Below are 19,477 nucleotides of genomic sequence, written 5' to 3'. Positions count from 1 at the left end.
AACCCGTGAATAATATGACGCGCAAAATTTGTGGCCCGCCTCCGGTCCAGATCTTGGCACTTGCCACTAACGACCCCGGGGGGCCTCGCGAAATGCCCTGTGGATATTGTGGATAAACTTGTTATCAATCTATAATCACTTGGTTTTTCCTGTGGATAAGAGGTAATAATGTATTGAACAACCTGTGATTATTTTTCCGGAAGGTTAACCGCAGGTTTACCCCTGCCGGCTAACTTTTTAAAGTGCTGCGATTCTTGTTACCACTACTCAACCAGATTCTTGATCTCAAAAAGAAAACTCCCGGTTATCCAGGAGTTCATCAGGATCATCTCGTTATCCGATTTTTTGTTCCAGCTGTTCGATCAGTTTCCTGAGCTGCATCCCCAGCACCTTGGTTTCCTTATCCCTTGATATAGTCAGCTCGCCGGCTATGCCGTACATCTCTTTTATCACCGCGGCTATGGAATCTTCTTTAGTTTCCACTTCAAGTCCCCCTCGTGCGACTGCTCGTTATCGAGCTTACAAAGTACCATATAAACATCACTACTTCAAATATAACCGCAATAAATTACCAAACCAATGGAAAATCCAAGAAATCCGAGCCTACCTCGCTATCGCACCAACCTGCCGTGCTTCTGCGTTATAGTTCCGTTTTTCCGCTCGACCGGAGTCACGTTGGCTTTCATCGCCTCCCGGCTGGTGATGTAGCCGCTGCAGCGGCCGCTATACCATTCAATCCGATTTGCCGTGCAAACCTGTATACCATTGTTAAGACAATCTTTCCTGCTACATACTACAACAGGCATAATATCCCTCTCGAGTTGAAAGCCGCCCCGAATTGAGAGCGGCTTTCACGATAAGTTCTAAGTCTACCTTCGGCGTTGGCGGTTGTGTTACTGTCCCACGATAATATTGTAAATTATAAAAACCCCTCAAAACGGACATTGGCGGACATTTTACAAATAATTCAACTCTACCGCCACAGAATAAACGATATACTGCCTCCATCTCCGAATCGTGCGTTCATTGACCCCGACCCGGCAAGCTAACCCGGCAGTCGTGTATCTGCCTTGCCAGTACTCTTCCATTACGGCTTTCTTTTCCTGGCATAAGCGATGATATGTGGTCTCAATCGCTTTCTTCGTTTTTTCAAGCTCGATGATTTTCTTGTCCATGCTCAGTTTCACCGCTTTGCTGGCCGTGGTATTGCCGATGGAATTGCTCCTTCCTTCTTGCTTTTCAGGAGTTGCCAGGATAATATCGTCCTTCAGGCGGTTAAGTTCCTTGAGGTTGCTTTTATACTGGCGAATTTCTTGCTCGATATACTTGAAAGTGTTCTTACTCAGCCTTTGCTTTTTAATGCACACCGCCACATACTCTTCATGGTCAATATTCAGCCCGTCGCAAAGCGTCGCGCACCACGCAGAATGGATAAACCTCCTGGCATCACAATGTACCGCATCGGTCACGTTTTTTTCACAAGTTTCTTTAAACGGACACCAGTCGGGGCAGCCTCTATTATTCGCATAATCATCACACGCTTTTTTCAGAATACTGGCAATGAGCCTTCTGGCTCCGATATCGTCCATACTCATAGTCCCCTCCCCCAACTGCTTCATTTCTCTCTCGGATTTATGTTTTCACCGTTAACTGCCTGCCGGAGCCACAAAAGATACTGAAAGGCTTTGTCAACTTCTTTCCCGGCCTCATCCTTGCGGCCAAGCCGGAGCAGATACTTTAAGACATTGCCGAGTAAAAACCCTTGGAATTCCTTCGGGTCCAGATACATCTGCAGAATCTCTATTGGTTCCACTGGCGCGAATTGGTAATGTTTTTGATTCACTGCCATGCCATCACTTTTCACGCGAATCCCTCTTGACTACGGCTTTGGCCGATTTTTGCCGTTTTCTCCGTTTCTCCTCCCACCTCAGTCGGCGTTTCCATTCGGCATTAATCGGCAGCATGTTCATGATTTGTCCCCTTCCCCGATGCCATCATTCACCCATTTTCTCAAATCCCGCTTTCACCTCAGCCACTGAATAGACGACCATCGCCACGCCGCCGGCCCGCTTAACATCCCGGAGCGTAATCTCCTGAAGTTTTGTCAGCTTTCCGCCGGGCTGCTTCACCTCGATGGCGATGAAGCGCCCCTTATAGCAGCAGATAATATCGGGAATCCCGGCGGTGCCGTACATGCCGCCGTGCTCTTTCCAGGCAAAGCAGTCATCCAGCGTCTTTAGGTAATCCAGAATGCCTTTTACGATTCTCTTTTCCGCCATGCCCAAAGCTCTTGCAGCAGTTCGATAAGCTTCATCCGGTACGCCACAAGGCACTGTCGCTCCCGCTGGTATTCGTCCAGGCTTGTCCAGCCCTTCTTGCCTTCCGGGTCGATGATCGGCTTGATCGAATAGCCGTATGTCGCGTGTCTTTCAAGCTTTGCGCCGGCGCCCCGGATATAGAACAGCCTGGCGTGCAGTTCAGTATCCCTCTTCTCTGCGGCCGTTAGGAGCCACAGCCACAGTTCGCTGTCTTCCGGCGAAATGTCCGCGCCGGGATCAATAATGACCTTCGACGCGAGCTTTGCCAGTTCGGGAGTTTCCATTTTCAGCTGCTTCAGGGCCTGCTGTTCGACACGCTGCAGCACGGTCAGCGGAGTATCCAGCGGCTTATTTTGCCGCGAGCTTTGCTCTCTTCGGGGTTCGGCCGATTCTCCTGCATTAAACAATTTGCCCTGTGAGGCTAAACCCATTTGCATATCATTCCTTCTCAAAAAAGTTGTCCCGTTGTCCCAAAGTTGTCCCATAAGTTGTCCCGGTAAAAATCCAATAAATCCGCGGCTTAGAACCCTTATGGGACAACTAGGACAACTATTTTAAATATATACTTTATATAGGCGCCAAGATTTAGAAACCCAGGGATTTATATTGATGCATATATAACATTGCTGATTTTTGGTTGTCCAAGTTGTCCTGGTTGGCCAAATCCATATATCACGCGGCTTTGAGCTATTTTTGAAGTTGTCCCATTTGGGACAACGGGACAACTTTCACCTCAAAATGCATCTTCAAACTCCCGACAATTTGTAAAAACGATCATCCGTACACGGCTATTTTTCCAATAGCAGCGAACGGAATAAGTCGCCTTGCCGCTGCCGGCCGTTTCCGTCTCAATCCATCCCCGCTCCGCGAATTCCTTGAGCACCAGGCTAACGCTTAAGCCGGCTTTCCGGAGCGCGTCCTTAAACACTTCCGGCACGATGCAGCATTCCCCCGAAGGCTTGAAAAAACCGTATTGCTGCGTCGTCGAACCATTATCCTTGAAATACTCGGAGTTTGAAGCAATCCAGCCCAGAGTAAAGTCAAGGGCTTTTTGCGCGTAATCTGCTTCCTCCTGCGATGTCGACGCGCTTTTGATGCCAGCCATGATCATTTCGGTCATTTCCAGCTTCGCCTGCTCCTCGCTGCAGCCCCATAACCACTGGCTGGCGTAGAAATCGGCCACGGCGCACACGGCAAAATACGACAGGTGGCTGTGGATAATCTGCGGGTAGGACTTTTCCAACACGCCAAGCACGTGTTTAAAGTCCTGCTCCAAAACCTGCGGCTTTATTTTAAGCAAGGCAATGAACCGCCGGATAAACTCCGGCCCGGCGAAGCCATAGTGCTCACTGACCAGCGTGTGGACTTCCCTGGCGCAGCGTTCGTCCGGTATCGGCACGCCGTATAGCTCCAAAGCCCTGGTTTTGACCCCGGCATGCGACGTATCGCCTGACAGGGATTCTTCGCCTGTTGTTAAGACGATGAGGTTCCAGTTGCCCCGGTTCTGTATGCCGCCGGACTTGGCGCCCCTTACCTTGCCCTGGCCGCAGGCGACTGCGTAGGTCAGCTTGTCGAGATACTCCTGCCGGTCGCCGGCGAGCTGTCTTTCGTCCACGCCGACAGGCAAGGCGGACATGAATTCGCAGGTTCTCTCCAGTCCCACCATGGTGGTATTAAACGAAACCATGATGCTGTCGGGATGACCCCAGGCCGACAAGGCCGCTTTCAGCGCCGCAGTCTTTCCGCCCCGGCTGGCGCCCCACACATGGAGGATAAAGTTCCTGTGCCCTATGAGCGACAAGAGCGGCGAGGCAAAGCTCCCCGCCAGCATCAGCCTTGCTATCGGGTTTCTTCGTATATGCCGGGCAATGGCGGTTTTCCAGTCTTCAAAGTTCCCATTTTCACTAAAACCATTTGCCAGTTTGGCCATACTCCTTTTCGAGTCGATATCCAGCACGATACCTTCGCCGACTCCCGGCAAAAACTTATCCTTGCCGATCCAGCCAAGCCTCGACACCGATTGTGCCATCGGCAGAAATCCCATGTTGGCCGCTTCCATGTCGAACAGGTAGCGGACCAAATCCTTGGCGTTCTCGCTGGAGACCGGCAGCCCGGTATCCGCCAGACCAGTAATTTTAGTTCTCTGAAACAGTGTGCTGCGCTCGGTGATGACCTTTCGCCAGCCGCCGCTGCGCCGAAACGCCAGTTCAACCTTTTCCGTTTCGTTGTCAACGTCAAGCAGCAGCTTTGTAAGGATGACCGGCACGGGGCAGATCTTTTTTTCACTGCCCTCGGAATCGTAGCCAAAAACACCGTCGGCGGAATAATACCAGTTGTCCGGTTTGCGCGGAATAAACGGCTGGCCGGGAATCACTTCACCGGCCACCGCGCCGAGCGCCTCTAAATCAAGCAGGGTGGCCATTTTTAGTGCGGTGTTCCATTTATCCAAAAAACCGCTCTCATCTCTGATGTGCAGTTCGCTCGGGTCCTTAACCCCTGGAAGCTGCATACAGTAGGCCTTCCCGGAAAAGGCGACGGCAAGCAGCGAGCTGCATACTTTTTTCACAAAAGTCTCGCCGCCGGCATCGGGTTCCTTAAAGACATAGACGGTAAGACCGCCAAGCAACGCCGCGTGTTTGGCCGCAAAGGTATCGGCGCCCGGAGCTCCCAGCGCCGGAATGTCGTAATGCCAGAGCGTGTGGCAGTCGCTCTCGCCTTCGACCAATACGATGTAGCCCTTTTCCCTGGCGACGCTCAACCGCCACAGCCCGTACGGCAGCACACTGGCGCCTTTGACCCAGGAGAATTTCACGCTGCCCCGCATCGAGTGGCGGAACCGTTTGGCAACCTCCAGCCCTGTCTCGTCTTTGTAGGGAATAACAAGCTTGTTCTTTTCGTTTACAAGGCCGTGCTTTTTGAGTTCCTCCATCGGCAGTTTTTTTGCGGCGGCGTATTCTTCAAGGGTTAACTGCGTTATTTTCCGTTTCTTCCCGGCCGAAGCGCCCGCCGCATTCAATAAATAGGCCTTGGCCTCGTCCTTACTCAGCCCCGCGTGTTCTTCGAGGAAGGTCCAGGCGTTGCCGGTGGCCGAGCAGGCTTTGCAGTCGTACTGGCCGGTCTTCCTGTTGATATATAGCGACGGACTGCGGTCGTTATGGAACGGGCAAAGGCCGATGAGCTCCTGCCCTTTGGTCTTAAGGCTGGGAATAAACTTTTGATAAAAACTCTCCCAATCTATGAGACGATCGATGTCTGGCCGCACGGCGATCACATCTCCAATGGCTCACACCTGTCGTTAAACCGCCTTACTTTGATGCCTTTGGCCTCGGCTGCCGCTATTTCTGCCTTCATGCCTTCACTCAAGGGTTCGCCAAATGCCCACAGTTCCTGGCATTTCGCTAGAAGCGTCAAGCCCATGGCCCTGCCGGCTTCGCGGTCGGCGGGAATGCCGTCCTCCAGAAACTGTGTGAAGATGACGTGCGGGGCTAGGGGAATGCCGCCCTGCGCATATACATAGCGGCAGTATCCGATGGCTCGGCGGATGTTTCTTTCTATGTCTCCCTTCAAAGGCGATGCGATATAAATGAGTTTTTTATCCTGCATGCTTCCATCTCCAACTATTAAAAAAATCTAAATGGCGGGGCCGGCGTTTTACCGGCCCCTTTCGGTTTCTCAACCCCTTACATCGGGTCATCGGCGTCAAATTCCACCGCTACCCGTTGACTAGCCTCCTTGAGCCTGCCGGCCAGCAGCTTCATTCCCTCGTGCTCCGGCGCGTCAAGCTCGCGGTCAACAGCAAAAACAGCCTGGCTGAAAACAATGCCGGTGGAATTAGTCGCCTTTTTTAGCGTGATGCGGGTAACCACGTCATACGAATGCCTGCCTCGGCCAACGATGCGTTTGGCGATGTAATCGGTGAAAACCTTTACCGAACCGGTCGGCAGCGTGAGGAGCAGCGGAAAGACCTCGCCTTCCCTGAGAAGGTATATGCGCCGCTTGTTTCGGCAGGCCTTGCTGCCGTTTTCGCCGCTGCCAAACTGGTTGAGCGGACAGACGTGGCAGTCGCCGCCGGGGCTGCCCTGGCCGATCTTGCCGTCAATACTGCCGCAGTCGGGCGGACAGTTACCGCCCGCGTACCGTTCGCGGTAATAGCTGTTTACGGCATGATGGTACAGTATTACGCCGGTAATTTCCTTGACGCTGTCAGGCTGTTCCGGGTCTTCGCCGGGCATTTCGAATAGCAACCCGCCCCCGGCGGGAATTTTTACTCTGTCGAACCGGACATTTAGGCCTTCAAGCTCTTCCTTCATCAGTTCATGGATCTCCGCATTCAATGCTGCCATGTATCCTTTGCCAGCCTTAACCAGTTCTTTATTTCCCTGTTCCTGATTTTTCATGTTCCCTTCCTCCAGTTTTCTAAGCTCTGCGTATGCCGATCGATGTTTTTTCGTAAACCTGAATCAAGCCTTCCAGCCACGCGGGCAATATGCCCTCGTTTTGCTCGGTCATTTCTTTTATGCTGGCAGCCAATGTCCGCGCATTGATGGTAAACAGATAGTCATAGCCTTTTGCTTTCAGCGCGCGGTACAATTCGTCTTTACGTTCCGGGACGGCAGACGGATATTCGCTGACCATAAGATAGAACAGGTTGCCGGCCCTTTTGAAGGACTGCAGCTCATCCTCAGTCATGAGTTCAATCATTCGGACTTCGACTTGTTCAATTTCTTTATTGACAGCTTTGATCTCAGCTTCCAGGCTACTTTTCTTATCTTTGAAAACCTTCAGGCGATCGGCCAACTCGAAAATCTCGTTGTTATCCAACCTCAACATCCTCTTTCGCAAACAGTGTTTTCCAATTGTCAACCAGCGTTTTGGCAATATCCTCCTTACGCTGCAAAGCGCGAAGAATTTGTTCGTCAATTGTGTTTTTGGCCACCAGGTGGATATACAGGCAGTTATTGCGCTGGCCGATGCGATGGATTCGGGCGCGCGCCTGCGAATAATTGGCGTAATTAAAATCAAGGGAATAAAATACTGCCGTATCCGCCGCGGTAAGAGTTATCCCCAGCCCTGCCGTCTGTATCTGGGCGATGAACACCCGGCAATCGGCCTCCTCCTGAAACCGCCGCACTTGTTCGGCGCGGTTTTTAACCGCACCGGTAATGACAGCCCCCTGCAAGCCTTTCCTTTCTAGCTTCCGGCAGATAGCGTCGATCTCGGGAATAAACCTTGCAAAAACGACTACTTTTTTACCGGCATCCAATATATCATCAATAACATCTTCAAGCGTCAGCAGTTTACTGTCGGACACCTGTTCCACCGCACAGCCCGCATCGTCGCGGATAAAGCCGCCGGTAACCTGCTGCAGCCGTAAAAGCCTGGTCAAGATATTTCGCGTCGTCACTTCGCCTTTGGCAAGTTCGGTATAGGAATCTCTCTCAAGCTCGGTGTAGACCTTTGCGGCCCGGTTTTCCAGCGTAATATAGCGGATTTCGTCCACGGTTTCAGGAAGCTCGAGCGCCTCAGCCTTAGTGACCCGAAACGCTATCGAGTGCGCTTTTCGCACCAGTTCGGCAAGATTTTTATAGCCTTTTATCTGGTGGTTGCCATAGCCGCCCATGACCGCATACCTGGCACGGAAAGCATAGTAGCTCGGCCCGAAGATTTGTTCATCAATGAATTTATACTGGCTGAAAAAGTCCAGCGGGTTATTGGGAATCGGCGTGCCGGTCAATATCAGCCGATATTTTGCCGTCTTGGCCAGCCGGTGCAGTGCCTTGGACTGTTTCGCCTGAGGATTTTTTATGCGGGAGGATTCATCACAGATAATGAAATCCGGCTGCCATTTTGCCAACTCCGGCTCCAGCCGCCAAGAGCTTTCATAATTGACAACGGCAACCTGAAGACCGGTTCCTTTGAGCTGCTGCAAGACGCCGGCTTTCTTTTTGCCGTCGCCTTCCAGGACCGCCAGCACATAATCAAAAGCGGCAAATTTAGTAAACTCTTCCTGCCAAACGGCCACCACCGATTTGGGCGCGACAATAAGTACCCGGTTGATCAGTCCGTTGAGATAGCCCCTGCCAGCTATACCGATAGCGGTAAGCGTCTTGCCGGTACCCATTTCCATTAAAAGCCCCGCGCCGGACATATATCGTTACCTCGTTTAAACAGGCCTAAAATTTGCCCGACAAAGTTATAGGCTTGTACCTGATGCCGATATGGTTTTATCCGGATTGGCATGGACTCAATCGGCTCAGCCGGAATCCAGCCATCAATATCTGGGTACTCGCGACTATTAACTTGTACGTCGGACTCGTTCATGAATTGGCAGCCGATAATTTTTAGCAGCGCAATGTTTTCAGTGCTTTCCGGCACCAGCCACGCCTTTTTGTTCTGGTCCCAGTGATGGCCGGGAATTTCTTTGATGGCTTCGCGGTAGAGATAGGCATCAAATATGTAGATTAGCCCGCTTTCAATAACTGCCCGCATAATTATCTCCCGGCTTCTTCTCCTTGGCGACAAAGCTTTCTAGCGGCTCACCGGGAAAGATGCGCAAAAGACCGCCGATTATTTTTCTTCCCGCGCCAGACTTGCCGCTCAAGGCACGGCTGAGCGCGCTTTTGGATACTCCCATTCGGCGGGCCAGTTCATTTTGCGACCAACCGCGATGATTCGTCAGCGCGATTACAGCTTCTGACCTCAGACGCAGCATGACCTCACCTCCCATTCGCGCAAAAATCGTCCATCTCTTGTCGAACGTTTTGTTCGGTAAATTGGCAAAAAAAGAGTTCGTCCACCGTAACACTGAAAAAATCGGCGATACGTTTGGCCAAGGCAAATCCCGGCGACTGCCTTCCGTTCTCAATAGCGTTGACGTAATCTTTGGTTATGCCAAGCTCCCTCCCTAATTCAGCTTGATTGTACCCGGCTTTTTTTCTAAGTTCTTTAAATTTGGCATTTTTCACGCGCATATTTGCTTTCACCTCCGAATGTTTTGTTCTATAAATTATTCTAGCGAACATGACATATCCCGTCAATCGAACTTTTTGTTCGAATTTTGTTGACCATTATCGAACAATTTGTTATACTCAAATCAGCCATTCTAAGGAGGTGTGCGAATGTGCTGTTCGGAGATAGGCTGAAAAATCTTCGTGAGACGGCTAATATGACTCAGGTTGAACTGGGTAGTTTAATTGGCGTTTCGGACCGGGTTATCGGCTATTATGAAGCCAATACCCGGTTTCCCAGAAAACAGGAGACGCTCCGCAAAATCTCCGAAGTTTTTAACGTATCCGTTGATTATCTGGTCGGAACGGATGGCCGTTTCATCCAAAAGGCCGACGAGCAGTATGGTTATTCTGGAAAGCGCCAGGCTCAGGAAATATTAAGCGATGTAAAAGCATTATTTGCCGGTGGCGAACTTCCCGAGGCGGACAAGGACGATTTTTTCCGGACAGTTACCGAAATGTACTTTGAAGCCAAGAAAAGTAATAAGAAGTACGGGCGCAGAAAGTTGAAACACTGATAAGTGTTGAGCTTTTGGGCAATTGCATTATGGATAACATAATCAGGCACGCCGATGGTCTAGTCCGCCGGTTTAAAACACGAAACCCTTTTGAAATCGCCGATAATCTTAATGTTTTAGTAAGATATGGCGATTTTGAACATCTTAAGGGGTTTTACAAATATATTTGCAGAAACAGGTTTATCGCCATCAGTTCCCGCTCGGACGAAACCGAGCAAAAAATAGTTTGTTCCCATGAGTTAGGCCACGATCAGTTGCACCGTAGCCAAGCCAAAGCCGGCTTGATGAGTGATTACGATATATATAATACAATAGATGTTTACGAGCTTGAGGCAAATTATTTCGCCGCCCAGCTGCTTATTGACAGCAGCGCCTTTTTAGATTGCGCGAGTAAGCAGTATACCTATGCCCAGATTGCCGCCGAACTGAAAGTTCATGAAGAGCTTGTAATTATCAAGGGCATTATCTTGAACAGGCAGGGGTACAACCTCAACATTCCATTTGTACCTGCTTCTGACTATTTGGGAGAAAGTAAAAACACATACTCCCTATGCGAATAAAGCCGGCTATTCACCGTACAGGCAGCTCAAGATCAAGATCGTAACAATACCAAAGAAAAAGCGCATCTTATTGTGTATAATCAAGAAATTTCACCGTCATCGTCCAAGCCGTCAAAAATTATTTTATAATCGCTTTTTTCCACGGTTGATTAAATCGCCGAAGATGAATAATATAAAATTATTAGCACTCCAGGAGCCCGAGTGCTAAAACAACACTTCCGGAAGTTTGATATAGATTTACGCTTTCTGAATCGAACCTTGAGTCGCACCAGATAATTGATGTTTCCAAAAACAGTATATAAACTGACCATTTTACGATCTGGAATTATCTCCAGGTTTTTTTTTAGATTCCTATTACTGAGTAAAGGAGGAAAAATGGTGAAACAAAAGTTTTTCTTGCCAGTCATTCTTATCACACTTGCGGCTTTCGCAACGGCGATGGTTAACAATGGGAATGCGGCATCAGTAGCTAATCTGTCACCACCACCAATCCAAGATAATGTTCCTTCAACCGCCCGCAATACGTTTGTCGTGCAAGCTGTCAAAAACGTCGGCCCGGCTGTTGTCGGTATTACCAACAAGGCCTATGTGCGGGATTTTTTTAATCAGAAAGTACTTATCGAAAAAGGGGTAGGTTCTGGAATAATTTTTGATTCCAACGGGTATATAGCGACAAACAACCACGTTGTCGAGGGGGCGCAGGAAATTGTCGTGTCGCTTCCAGACGGCCGGACAATGAGCGGAAAAGTGCTTGGGGCGGACGCGGCGACCGATTTGGCGGTTGTCAAAGTGGAAGCTTCCGGCCTGCCGACAGTTACATTCGGCGATTCCGATTCGTTATTGGTCGGTGAACCTGCGATTGCCATCGGCAATCCGCTGGGCCTCGAATTTCGCGGCACCGTTACGGCCGGCGTCGTAAGCGCCTTAAACCGGACAATTGAAGTCGGCGACCGCAAGTTCAAACTGATTCAGACCGATGCCGCCATCAATCCCGGCAACTCCGGCGGAGCGCTCGTCAACGCCGATGGACAGGTTATTGGCATTAACAGCGTCAAGATTGCCGCTACCGGTGTTGAAGGTATGGGTTTCGCCATCCCCATTAATGCCGCACGACCGATTCTGCAATCACTTATAGACAAGGGCAAGGTAGTCAGGGCTTATCTCGGCGTCGGCGTACTTGACAGTAAATCGGCCGCTTTGTATGGCTATAACCTGGACGTAGACCAGGGAGTCTATGTGGCCCGCGTTGAAAAAGGCGGGCCGGCCGATCAGGCTAATATTCACGAGGGAGACGTAATCATTCAGGTCAACGGCACGGAGGTCAACAGCGTTGCCGACTTGCGGGCAGCGCTTGATATCGTTTCCGTTGGCAACCGAGTAAATTTAGTAATTATCCGCGACGGTCAAAAACGCACTATCAGCGCGGTGGTCGCGGAGATGCCGAACTGACGGCTGCTTAGGAATTGATTCAATAAAAAGGAGGTTTCCCATGACCCAATCACCCCCCGTCAAGGAAACGCGCGAATTCCAAACGGAGACCAAACAACTGCTGGATTTGATGATTCATTCCATCTACACCAACCGGGAGATATTTTTGCGGGAGCTTATTTCCAACGCTTCCGACGCCATCGACAAGATACGGTTTGCCTCCCTGACCAACCAGGATCTGCTCGAAGGCAATGCCGACTTCGAAATCTTCCTTCTCCCCGACGAAGGTACGAAAACCCTGACCATCTCGGACAATGGCATGGGCATGACGTATGACGAAGTCGTTGAAAACATCGGCACCATCGCCAAGTCGGGCACCAAAGCCTTTCTGGAGAAAATGAAAGAGAGCGGCTCCGCCAGCGACCTTATCGGCCAGTTCGGCGTCGGCTTTTACTCCGCCTTCATGGTGGCGAAAAAGGTGACCCTGATTACCCGCGCTCCCGGTCAGGCCAAAGGCGTGCGCTGGGAATCGGCCGGCGACGGCACCTACACCATTGAAGAGTGCGAAAAGGATGCGCGGGGCACAACGATAATCCTGACCCTGCACGATGAACACTGCGCCGCCGATCACCCAGCGGAAAACTTCCTGAACCGCTACACGCTGCAAAGTCTGGTTAAGAAGTATTCCGACTACATCCGTTATCCCGTCAAAATGAACTTCGTCAAGGAAGAAAAGCCGCGCGACGCCGACGGCAAAATCATTGAAGACGCCCCCGCCACCCAGACCGTTGAGGTCCGGACCTTAAACTCCATGGCGCCCCTGTGGACGAAAAACAAAAACGAAATCACCAAGGAAGAGTATCACCAGCTGTACAAAAACCTCTTCCATGACTGGGAAGACCCCCTGGAGATCATCCACTCCAAGGTCGAGGGTGCGGTGGAATACACCACGGTGCTTTTCATCCCCGCCCACGCCCCCTTCGATTTCTATCAGCGGGAAGCCACTTCCGGCATCCGGCTCTATTCGCGGAACGTTTTCGTCATGGACAACTACAAAGACCTTTTGCCGGATTACCTGCGTTTCGTCCGTGGCCTTGTCGACTCGCCCGATTTTTCCCTCAACATCTCCCGGGAACTGCTGCAGCACAGCAGTCAGTTGCAAAAGGTCGGCAAGAACCTGGAAAAAAGCGTGCTGAAAACGCTGGAAAACCTGTTGTCCAAAGAGCGGTCCAAGTACGAAACCTTCTGGAAAGAATACGGCAAGGCCATCAAGAGCGGCGTCTATTCCGATTTCCAGAGCCGCGACAAGCTGCAGGACCTCCTGCTCTTTCCCTCCTCCAATTCCGAGGATGCTTTAACAACCTTGGCGGATTACGTTTCCCGGATGCGGGAAGGTCAGACGGTTATCTATTATGCTACCGGCAAGGACCGCTTAGCCGCGGAGCGCCTGCCGCAGATGGAGCTCCTGCGGGAAAAGGGAATCGAGGTTCTTTACCTCCTCGACCGGGTCGACGAGTTCGCCATCGACGCCTTGCGCGAATATAAAGACAAGAAGTTCCAGTCCATTAGTCGCGGCGACCTGAAACTGGACGGCATCGACGTTCCGGAAACCAAGCAGGAGACCGAAAAACTGGCTAAGGAAAACGAGTCGCTGCTGAACGCCGTCAAGGAGAAGCTATCCGGCAGGATCGCCGAGGTCAAGATCTCGAACCGCCTGAAGTCCAGCCCCGTTTGCCTGGTCAGCGGCGAAACCGGCATCAGCCTTTCCATGGAACAAATCTTAGCCGAGATGGACAAAGCCCCGTTCAAGGCCCGGCGGATTCTGGAGCTGAACCCTCATCATGAAGTTTTCGCAGTGCTAAAAGGACTGCACGAAAAAAATCCCGCTTCCGAAGCCTTCAAAGATTACTGCGAACTGCTGTACGGCCAGGCTCTATTAATGGAAGGGCTTGCCCCGGAAGATCCCGTCGGTTTCGCGAACAAGGTTGCCGCCCTGATGGCAGCGGCTGGCGAAAAATAGCAATAGGCAAAAGGGCAAGGGGCCTGGAATAAGTACCAGGCCCCTTGCCCTTTTTGTATTTGTTGTAAATTCCTGCCTAATGATGCAGCAACAACCGTCCATTCTATTTTCTCATACTGGTCCCCATCGCCTTGTTTAAATTTGCTCTGCTTGTATTGTAATCATAAAGTGACTGGATATAATTGGTCTTAGCCTGTGTTAGCGCCACCTGTGCATCAATAACGTCAAGATTGGTTCCGACTCCGGCACTGTAACGAATCTGGGCAATTTTGAAGTCTTCTTCCGCCTTGGTTACTGCTACCCCGCTGGTGTCGATACGCTTTTCCGCTTCTTTCATGTTGAGATATGCCTGGCGCACTTCAAGAGCGATAGCATCCTTGGTCTGTCTTGCCTGCTCTCTTGCCTTATCAACATCCATCTGCGCTTCGTTTATCTTTGCCCTGGTAAGCCCACTGTCAAAAACATTCAATGAAACGGCCAAAACTACCGACCAGTTATTATTTTTCGCACCGGGAAAATCGTGGTCGTTCCAATCCATAGAGCCGCTCAGTGTAAGGGATGGCAAAAATCCGCTCTTGGCGACCCTCACGCCCTGACGGGCGCTGTCGATTGTGGCTTTAGCTTGAAAAAATTCCGGGCGGTTTGCCAGCGCATATTCCACGCTTTGATCTAAAGACAGCGTATATGGTTCGTGAGTCAGCGCCTCCTTGACTTTAACCTGGCTATCCAGCGGCAATCCAATGACATTATTGAGATTTGCCAGTGACAGATCATAGGTGTTCTGAGCTTTGATGAGATTTTGTTGGGCATTGGCCAGTTCCACCTGGGATCGCAGCACATCGGATTTAGCCACTGTACCGACGTCGTACTGGAGTTCAACATTTTTGAGATGGGCTGCCAGGCTGTCTACCGATTCCTGGTTAACTTGCAGCATGTTACGGGCTTGCAAAACGTTATAGTAGGCAGTGATGGCATTGAGCCTGATCTGCTGTCTTGTTTTGCTAACTTCTTGATCAGCAATTTGTGCATTGATTTTCGCCTTCTCGATTAATCCTTCCAATCTGCCGCCGCTATATAACGGCAAGCTAAGCGCGAAGTTATTATCAAATGTCGTACTAAAATAATAATATGGTCTAAGCGTCGAAGGCGGGTATTTTCCCCGTGTATCGCTGTGTATATATGTGAAGTTAAACCCTTTACCGGCCGCGGCTTCTTTGACGGCCCAGAAAGCTTTCTCCTTATCGGCCTCGGCAATTTTGACGGCCGGATTATTCTTTAATGCGAGGGCAACACATTCGTCCAGCGAAAGTTCTACCATTTCTGCCTGCACACCAGTTTGTAGGGCAAGCAGGAATATAACAAACAAAACAATTGTTTTGGCGGGCAACCGTGGAAGGAGTCTCAACGGGACAACCTCCTGTAGTTGATTGTTTTTGGCTTAGGAACTGACCTTGCTAAGCCGATAGCTTGCAACCATGAACATTCCTCATTATCTCAGCATAGGTGTAGCCGGCACGTGTCAGCGGCTCTACGATATGTGCCTTGATTTTTGGAACATATGTCTTTAACATGGTTAGTTTACCGCAAAACTGGTATTTGCCTAATGCCGCCGGTATTAAAACCGTCTCGACAGCTTGAACTGGTAAGGAATCTTTATTAAAAACAAGTTCACCTTCCCCCTCGACTATTGAAAAAATGAAAAACTCGCCGTCGGTGGTTTCTTCCATATTGCCGTGAAGCTCATAAAGTTCTACGGCGAAATGGTCATTTGCCACTAAAAATGTCACCGACAAGCTTGAATCATCCAGCCGCCGCAACCCATGTATTTTTCCCTGCAAAGTACTAGGTTGATCGTTCATGGCCTTCAGTGCTTTTTCTATATGCAACTGGCGCTGCTTTCCGGATTGGGTCACCCGGTTATAATCGTAGATGCGATATGTTATGTTCGAATTCTGCTGAATTTCCAAAGCCACGATTCCCGCGCCCAAGGAGTGCACCGTGCCAGCAGGCACGTATATAACGTCGGTTGCTTCAATATCAATATAGTTCAGCCATTTTTCCAAACGATTTTCCTCAATATACCGATTAACCGCCGCCCGCTTAAATCCCGGCTTGAAATCACATATAACCTTGGCGTCGGGTTTTGCCGAGAGAATATACCACATTTCATTCTTTCCGTAGAATTCGTTTTCCAATTGCTTGGCCATCTCGTCGGAAGGATGCACTTGCACCGACAACTTGTCGCTGGCATCGATAAGTTTGATCAGTATGGGAAAACGGGCTTCATATTTGAGATAGATATCGCGCCCCACTGCTTTGTCCTTATATGCTTTGATCCAATCGGTGAGCGGTATGCCTATATACTTGCCGTTGGCAATAACGTTTACTCCGTCAGGATGGCAGGATACTTCCCAACTTTCGCCAACCTGGCCCTTGGGCAACCTGCGTCCGAGCTTTTCCAGCGCGCGGCCGCCCCAGAGTGAATGTTTATATATCGGCGTCAATTTTAACGGATATAACATGATCCTTCCTCCAAAATATTATGAAAAAGGTGTCTAACTCTGAGCCTTGAAATAAAGCTCGTAGATTTATCCCCCTAAAAGTTAACTTGCCAATCCCAATTTGGCTATGGTTACTACTGCCAGGATTTCATTAGCGGCATTTATTACCCTTATGTTGCTCTTAAGAGGTACGTCGGCAACCGTTATTTTATCTCCTAGCCGCTTGGTGCTAACATCGATTTCCACGTATTCCGGCAGCGTTTCCTGTCTTCCCCGGATCATGATTTCCGGTCTTGTTATCTGTAATGCGAGCCTTCTCCTTTGCAGGACATCTTGACCGCTGAATATGACAGGAACGTTTATTTTCAAGGGGGTTTTGTCATTTATAACCTGCAAGGCTATATGGATTAACTTGCCGGTTATCGAGTCTCTTTGGACCTCTTGGATAACGCACGGCGTAATTTCATTATTAATTTTTACCTGAAGCCTGGGATCATAGGTATGTCGCAGCAGTTTTTTCAGCCGCTTTTCTTCGAACTTTACCGGCTGAGAACCAGCCAAGTTCCCGCCGTATACTACTCCTGGTACAAATCCGTCTTTTCTTACCTTATTCACTTTTTCCGTGCGGGGAATTGCCCTTATGCATTCACTCATGGCATATTACCTCCTTCTGCAAAAAGTCTATTTTTTCAGAGTGAAAAAAGCATAATGCCATTTTTGAACATATTTAAACATAGTTTATCGCCTTGAACAGCTCATCCTTAATCCGCGTGAACTCAAGCTCCGAATCCGCTTCGCAGCGCATGATTACTTCCGGGCCGGTATTCGAAGCGCGGACCAGTCCCCAACCTTTTTCAAAGATTGCTCTTACTCCGTCAATATCAATAAATTTATGGCCGGTTTTTGAAAAATAACGCTTGGCATTTTCAACGTACTTGAACTTATCCGCATCCGAGCATTTCACCCTCAGTTCCGGCGTTATAAATGTTTTGGGGACATCGGCCAATAATTGGCTCAAGGGAACCGCGCTATGCGATAGTATCCTCAGCAGCCGGCCCGCGGCATATAGGGCATCGTCGAAGCCGTAATATTCGTCGGCAAAAAACATGTGCCCCGACATTTCGCCGGCGAAGACCGCCTTGATTTCTTTCATTTTGGCCTTAATCAGGGAATGCCCTGTTTTGTAAAAGAAGGGGTTGCCGCCGAGGCGTTTTATTTCGTCGAACAACAGATTCGAACATTTCACTTCCACCAGTGCGTCGGCCCCCGGGTACTTAGGCAGTATTTCCCGCCAGAACAGGATCATCAGCATATCGCCCCAGATGATATTTCCCCGGTCGTCCACTACTCCTAGCCGGTCCCCGTCGCCGTCGAAGCCAAGTCCGACGTCCGCCCGGTTTTCCCGTACCGCCTTTATAAGCTGCTGAAGATTTTCGATCTTGACCGGGTCGGGAAAGTGGTTGGGAAAGGAGCTGTCGGACTCGCAGTACAGGGGAATCACGTCGCAACCCAATTCGTAAAGGAGCCTGGGTGCGAATAGGCTGGCGGTTCCGTTGCCGCAGTCAACAACGACTTTTAGCCGTTTATCCCCGAGTAAAAGCTTCTCTTTTAAATGGCTTATGTAGTCGTCTTCCGGATAGGCCAGAGAAATGCTGCCTTCGCCATGGGCAAACTCTCCTTTATCGATAATTTGTTTCAAATCCAGCAATTCATCGCCGTATAGCGTCCGGCCGTCGTACTGGATTTTAAACCCGTTATATTCCGAAGGGTTGTGACTGGCGGTGATCATCACGCCGCCGGATATATCGAATAAATGGGTTGAGTAATAAAAGACGGGCGATATGACAACCCCGATATCTATTACGTCAATTCCGCTTTCCCGCAGCCCTTTTACAATTTGCTCGCGAAGCTCCGGGGAAGAAGCTCGGTTATCCCGTCCGACAATCGCCGCTTTCTCCCCTTTGTTGCGTAAAAACGTGCCAAACGCTCTCCCGATCAATTCGGCATCGTGAGTTGTTAAATCATGGCCATGTACTCCTCGTATGTCATACTGCCGGAAAATTCCCGGACTGGCTAAACCCATTACTCACTCCCCCTTCATAATTCATCTCATCAATAATTAAGCTGCACATGCAATAGGAGATAATACTTTCCGCCCCTTGATTCAGGTTTAAGCCGGTCGGCGTAATTCCGTCGCAGCAGCCGCCGGTCTGTGGGTCAATCAGGCTTTTTTGCAGGGAATTTTGCCCCAGATACCAATTCCGGCATTTTTTGGCTTTCGATAAATAATCGATCCTGCGGATGACGGAATATCCTTCAAGATAAGCCAGCGCCGTCTCGCAAGCTTCAAGCGGCTGCTCGTCATATTTTGCCGGAATACCGTCTTTCGAGTACCAGCCGTGACACCCGACAGGTTTGAAATACCCATTGGAAAAGGTTACCTTTTCCAGAAATGCCAGGCTTTCTTCGGCAATCGACAGCCACTCCCTGTTGTCCACTACCTTGCCGGCAATAAACATCGCCCAGGGCAAAACGGCATTGCTGTATGTCATAACGTCCTCGAACCAATGCCATTTTTTTATTGCGTGCTTTTTGTAGCTGTCGGCCAGGGACCCGGCTAAATCCCGAATACAGTCGTAGGCTTGGGTGGTTGCTACATACCTCAGACCGATAATGCTGTAGGCCTTAGACCTAAGCCACTGTAAGTTCGGCACATTAGGCATACTTTTTGATAGAAGCATCTTGCAAGCTTCCTTCATGCCATCAGGCGTCTTGGGGTTCGCCGCGACATACCCCAGTGCCCAAAGGCACCGGCCAAAGCAGTCTTCCGAGCCTTCCTCCTCTAGAAATAGGCGGCCGTAAGACATAAAGTTTCGATACTTTCCGTTTTTAGTTTGAGCGTTTATGAGAAAGGATAGGTATCGGTAAGCCAGATCGAGGTATTCTTCCTGCTCATATACCGTCCATAACAGCATCGCCACGATCAGCGCCCTGGCGTTGTCATCCGTGGTATATCCGTGAGCGGGATCGGGAACGCTGAACTTTGCGTGCTGGAACATTCCGGTATCGTCCGTCAGCCGAAAAATGTGGTCGCTATTGAAAGGTGGCGCTGAAATGTTTCCCAT

At 50.0% G+C, this 19,477-nt stretch carries 22 protein-coding genes; 4 read left to right on the top strand and 18 right to left on the bottom strand.

Features of this window, described 5'->3' with window-relative positions; genetic code table 11:
• Window positions 1-333 precede the first annotated feature (333 nt).
• The 13 genes from Q4T40_03895 to Q4T40_03835 all read right to left on the bottom strand — a co-directional run bounded on the left by Q4T40_03895 (window position 334) and on the right by Q4T40_03835 (window position 9,289).
• Window positions 334-483 (bottom strand): hypothetical protein, encoded by a 150-nt coding sequence (locus Q4T40_03895; GenBank protein MDT8900383.1) that lies wholly within the window; start codon window positions 481-483, stop codon window positions 334-336.
• A gap of 473 nt (window positions 484-956) precedes the next feature.
• Window positions 957-1,589 (bottom strand): hypothetical protein, encoded by a 633-nt coding sequence (locus Q4T40_03890; GenBank protein ID MDT8900382.1) that lies wholly within the window; start codon window positions 1,587-1,589, stop codon window positions 957-959.
• Window positions 1,590-1,615: 26 nt separating this feature from the next.
• Window positions 1,616-1,864: a DUF3310 domain-containing protein gene (locus Q4T40_03885; GenBank protein ID MDT8900381.1), complete on the bottom strand. Its 249-nt coding sequence runs from the start codon at window positions 1,862-1,864 to the stop codon at window positions 1,616-1,618.
• Between the two features lie 130 nt (window positions 1,865-1,994).
• A complete protein-coding gene (locus Q4T40_03880) occupies window positions 1,995-2,279 on the bottom strand; it encodes a VRR-NUC domain-containing protein (GenBank protein ID MDT8900380.1) in 285 nt (94 codons plus the stop codon).
• Window positions 2,258-2,755: a hypothetical protein gene (locus tag Q4T40_03875; GenBank protein ID MDT8900379.1), complete on the bottom strand. Its 498-nt coding sequence runs from the start codon at window positions 2,753-2,755 to the stop codon at window positions 2,258-2,260. The genes Q4T40_03880 and Q4T40_03875 overlap by 22 nt, the downstream gene beginning before the upstream one ends.
• 296 nt (window positions 2,756-3,051) lie before the next feature.
• Window positions 3,052-5,580: a DUF927 domain-containing protein gene (locus tag Q4T40_03870; protein MDT8900378.1), complete on the bottom strand. Its 2,529-nt coding sequence runs from the start codon at window positions 5,578-5,580 to the stop codon at window positions 3,052-3,054.
• Window positions 5,581-5,585: 5 nt separating this feature from the next.
• Window positions 5,586-5,921 carry a hypothetical protein gene (locus tag Q4T40_03865; GenBank protein MDT8900377.1) on the bottom strand — a complete coding sequence of 112 codons (336 nt, stop codon included), beginning with the start codon at window positions 5,919-5,921 and terminating at the stop codon, window positions 5,586-5,588.
• 77 nt (window positions 5,922-5,998) lie between these two features.
• Complete coding sequence (locus Q4T40_03860) at window positions 5,999-6,715, bottom strand: hypothetical protein (protein MDT8900376.1); 717 nt, start codon at window positions 6,713-6,715, stop codon at window positions 5,999-6,001.
• 19 nt (window positions 6,716-6,734) lie between these two features.
• Window positions 6,735-7,139: a hypothetical protein gene (locus Q4T40_03855; protein ID MDT8900375.1), complete on the bottom strand. Its 405-nt coding sequence runs from the start codon at window positions 7,137-7,139 to the stop codon at window positions 6,735-6,737.
• A complete protein-coding gene (locus tag Q4T40_03850) occupies window positions 7,132-8,466 on the bottom strand; it encodes a DEAD/DEAH box helicase (GenBank protein MDT8900374.1) in 1,335 nt (444 codons plus the stop codon). Before Q4T40_03850 ends, Q4T40_03855 begins: the two co-directional genes overlap by 8 nt.
• The gene (locus Q4T40_03845; GenBank protein MDT8900373.1) at window positions 8,445-8,807 is read right to left on the bottom strand and encodes a hypothetical protein; all 363 of its coding nucleotides are present in this window, start codon (window positions 8,805-8,807) and stop codon (window positions 8,445-8,447) included. The genes Q4T40_03850 and Q4T40_03845 overlap by 22 nt, the downstream gene beginning before the upstream one ends.
• Window positions 8,791-9,030: a helix-turn-helix transcriptional regulator gene (locus tag Q4T40_03840; protein ID MDT8900372.1), complete on the bottom strand. Its 240-nt coding sequence runs from the start codon at window positions 9,028-9,030 to the stop codon at window positions 8,791-8,793. Before Q4T40_03840 ends, Q4T40_03845 begins: the two co-directional genes overlap by 17 nt.
• A 4-nt stretch (window positions 9,031-9,034) precedes the next feature.
• Entirely contained in the window at window positions 9,035-9,289 is a 255-nt protein-coding gene (locus Q4T40_03835) for a helix-turn-helix transcriptional regulator (protein ID MDT8900371.1), read from the bottom strand.
• Between the two features lie 149 nt (window positions 9,290-9,438).
• On the opposite strand from Q4T40_03835, the gene Q4T40_03830 reads away from it, so the two are divergent.
• From Q4T40_03830 to htpG, 4 genes are all read left to right on the top strand, one after another.
• Window positions 9,439-9,843 (top strand): helix-turn-helix transcriptional regulator, encoded by a 405-nt coding sequence (locus tag Q4T40_03830; GenBank protein MDT8900370.1) that lies wholly within the window; start codon window positions 9,439-9,441, stop codon window positions 9,841-9,843.
• Between the two features lie 29 nt (window positions 9,844-9,872).
• Window positions 9,873-10,403, top strand: coding sequence for an ImmA/IrrE family metallo-endopeptidase (locus Q4T40_03825; GenBank protein MDT8900369.1), 531 nt, complete (start codon window positions 9,873-9,875; stop codon window positions 10,401-10,403).
• 375 nt (window positions 10,404-10,778) lie between these two features.
• A complete protein-coding gene (locus Q4T40_03820) occupies window positions 10,779-11,852 on the top strand; it encodes a trypsin-like peptidase domain-containing protein (protein MDT8900368.1) in 1,074 nt (357 codons plus the stop codon).
• Between the two features lie 40 nt (window positions 11,853-11,892).
• Window positions 11,893-13,851, top strand: a complete 1,959-nt coding sequence (gene htpG, locus Q4T40_03815; GenBank protein ID MDT8900367.1) for a molecular chaperone HtpG — start codon at window positions 11,893-11,895, stop codon at window positions 13,849-13,851.
• 103 nt (window positions 13,852-13,954) lie between these two features.
• Here htpG and Q4T40_03810 read toward each other — a convergent pair whose 3' ends face one another.
• From Q4T40_03810 to Q4T40_03790, 5 genes are all read right to left on the bottom strand, one after another.
• A complete protein-coding gene (locus Q4T40_03810; protein MDT8900366.1) occupies window positions 13,955-15,256 on the bottom strand; it encodes a TolC family protein in 1,302 nt (433 codons plus the stop codon).
• A 49-nt stretch (window positions 15,257-15,305) separates the two neighbouring features.
• Window positions 15,306-16,373 carry a class I mannose-6-phosphate isomerase gene (locus tag Q4T40_03805; protein MDT8900365.1) on the bottom strand — a complete coding sequence of 356 codons (1,068 nt, stop codon included), beginning with the start codon at window positions 16,371-16,373 and terminating at the stop codon, window positions 15,306-15,308.
• 81 nt (window positions 16,374-16,454) lie between these two features.
• Entirely contained in the window at window positions 16,455-17,006 is a 552-nt protein-coding gene (locus Q4T40_03800; protein MDT8900364.1) for a 50S ribosomal protein L25, read from the bottom strand.
• Window positions 17,007-17,079: 73 nt separating this feature from the next.
• A complete protein-coding gene (locus Q4T40_03795) occupies window positions 17,080-18,435 on the bottom strand; it encodes a phosphomannomutase/phosphoglucomutase (GenBank protein ID MDT8900363.1) in 1,356 nt (451 codons plus the stop codon).
• A complete protein-coding gene (locus tag Q4T40_03790) occupies window positions 18,398-19,477 on the bottom strand; it encodes a glycosyltransferase (protein ID MDT8900362.1) in 1,080 nt (359 codons plus the stop codon). Before Q4T40_03790 ends, Q4T40_03795 begins: the two co-directional genes overlap by 38 nt.

Source organism: Selenomonadales bacterium 4137-cl (assembly GCA_032334055.1).
Taxonomy (GTDB): domain Bacteria; phylum Bacillota; class Negativicutes; order Sporomusales; family UBA7701; genus Anaeroselena; species Anaeroselena agilis.
The sequence above is the reverse complement of the archived record's forward strand: the minus strand, read 5'-3'. Positions and strand labels throughout refer to the sequence as shown.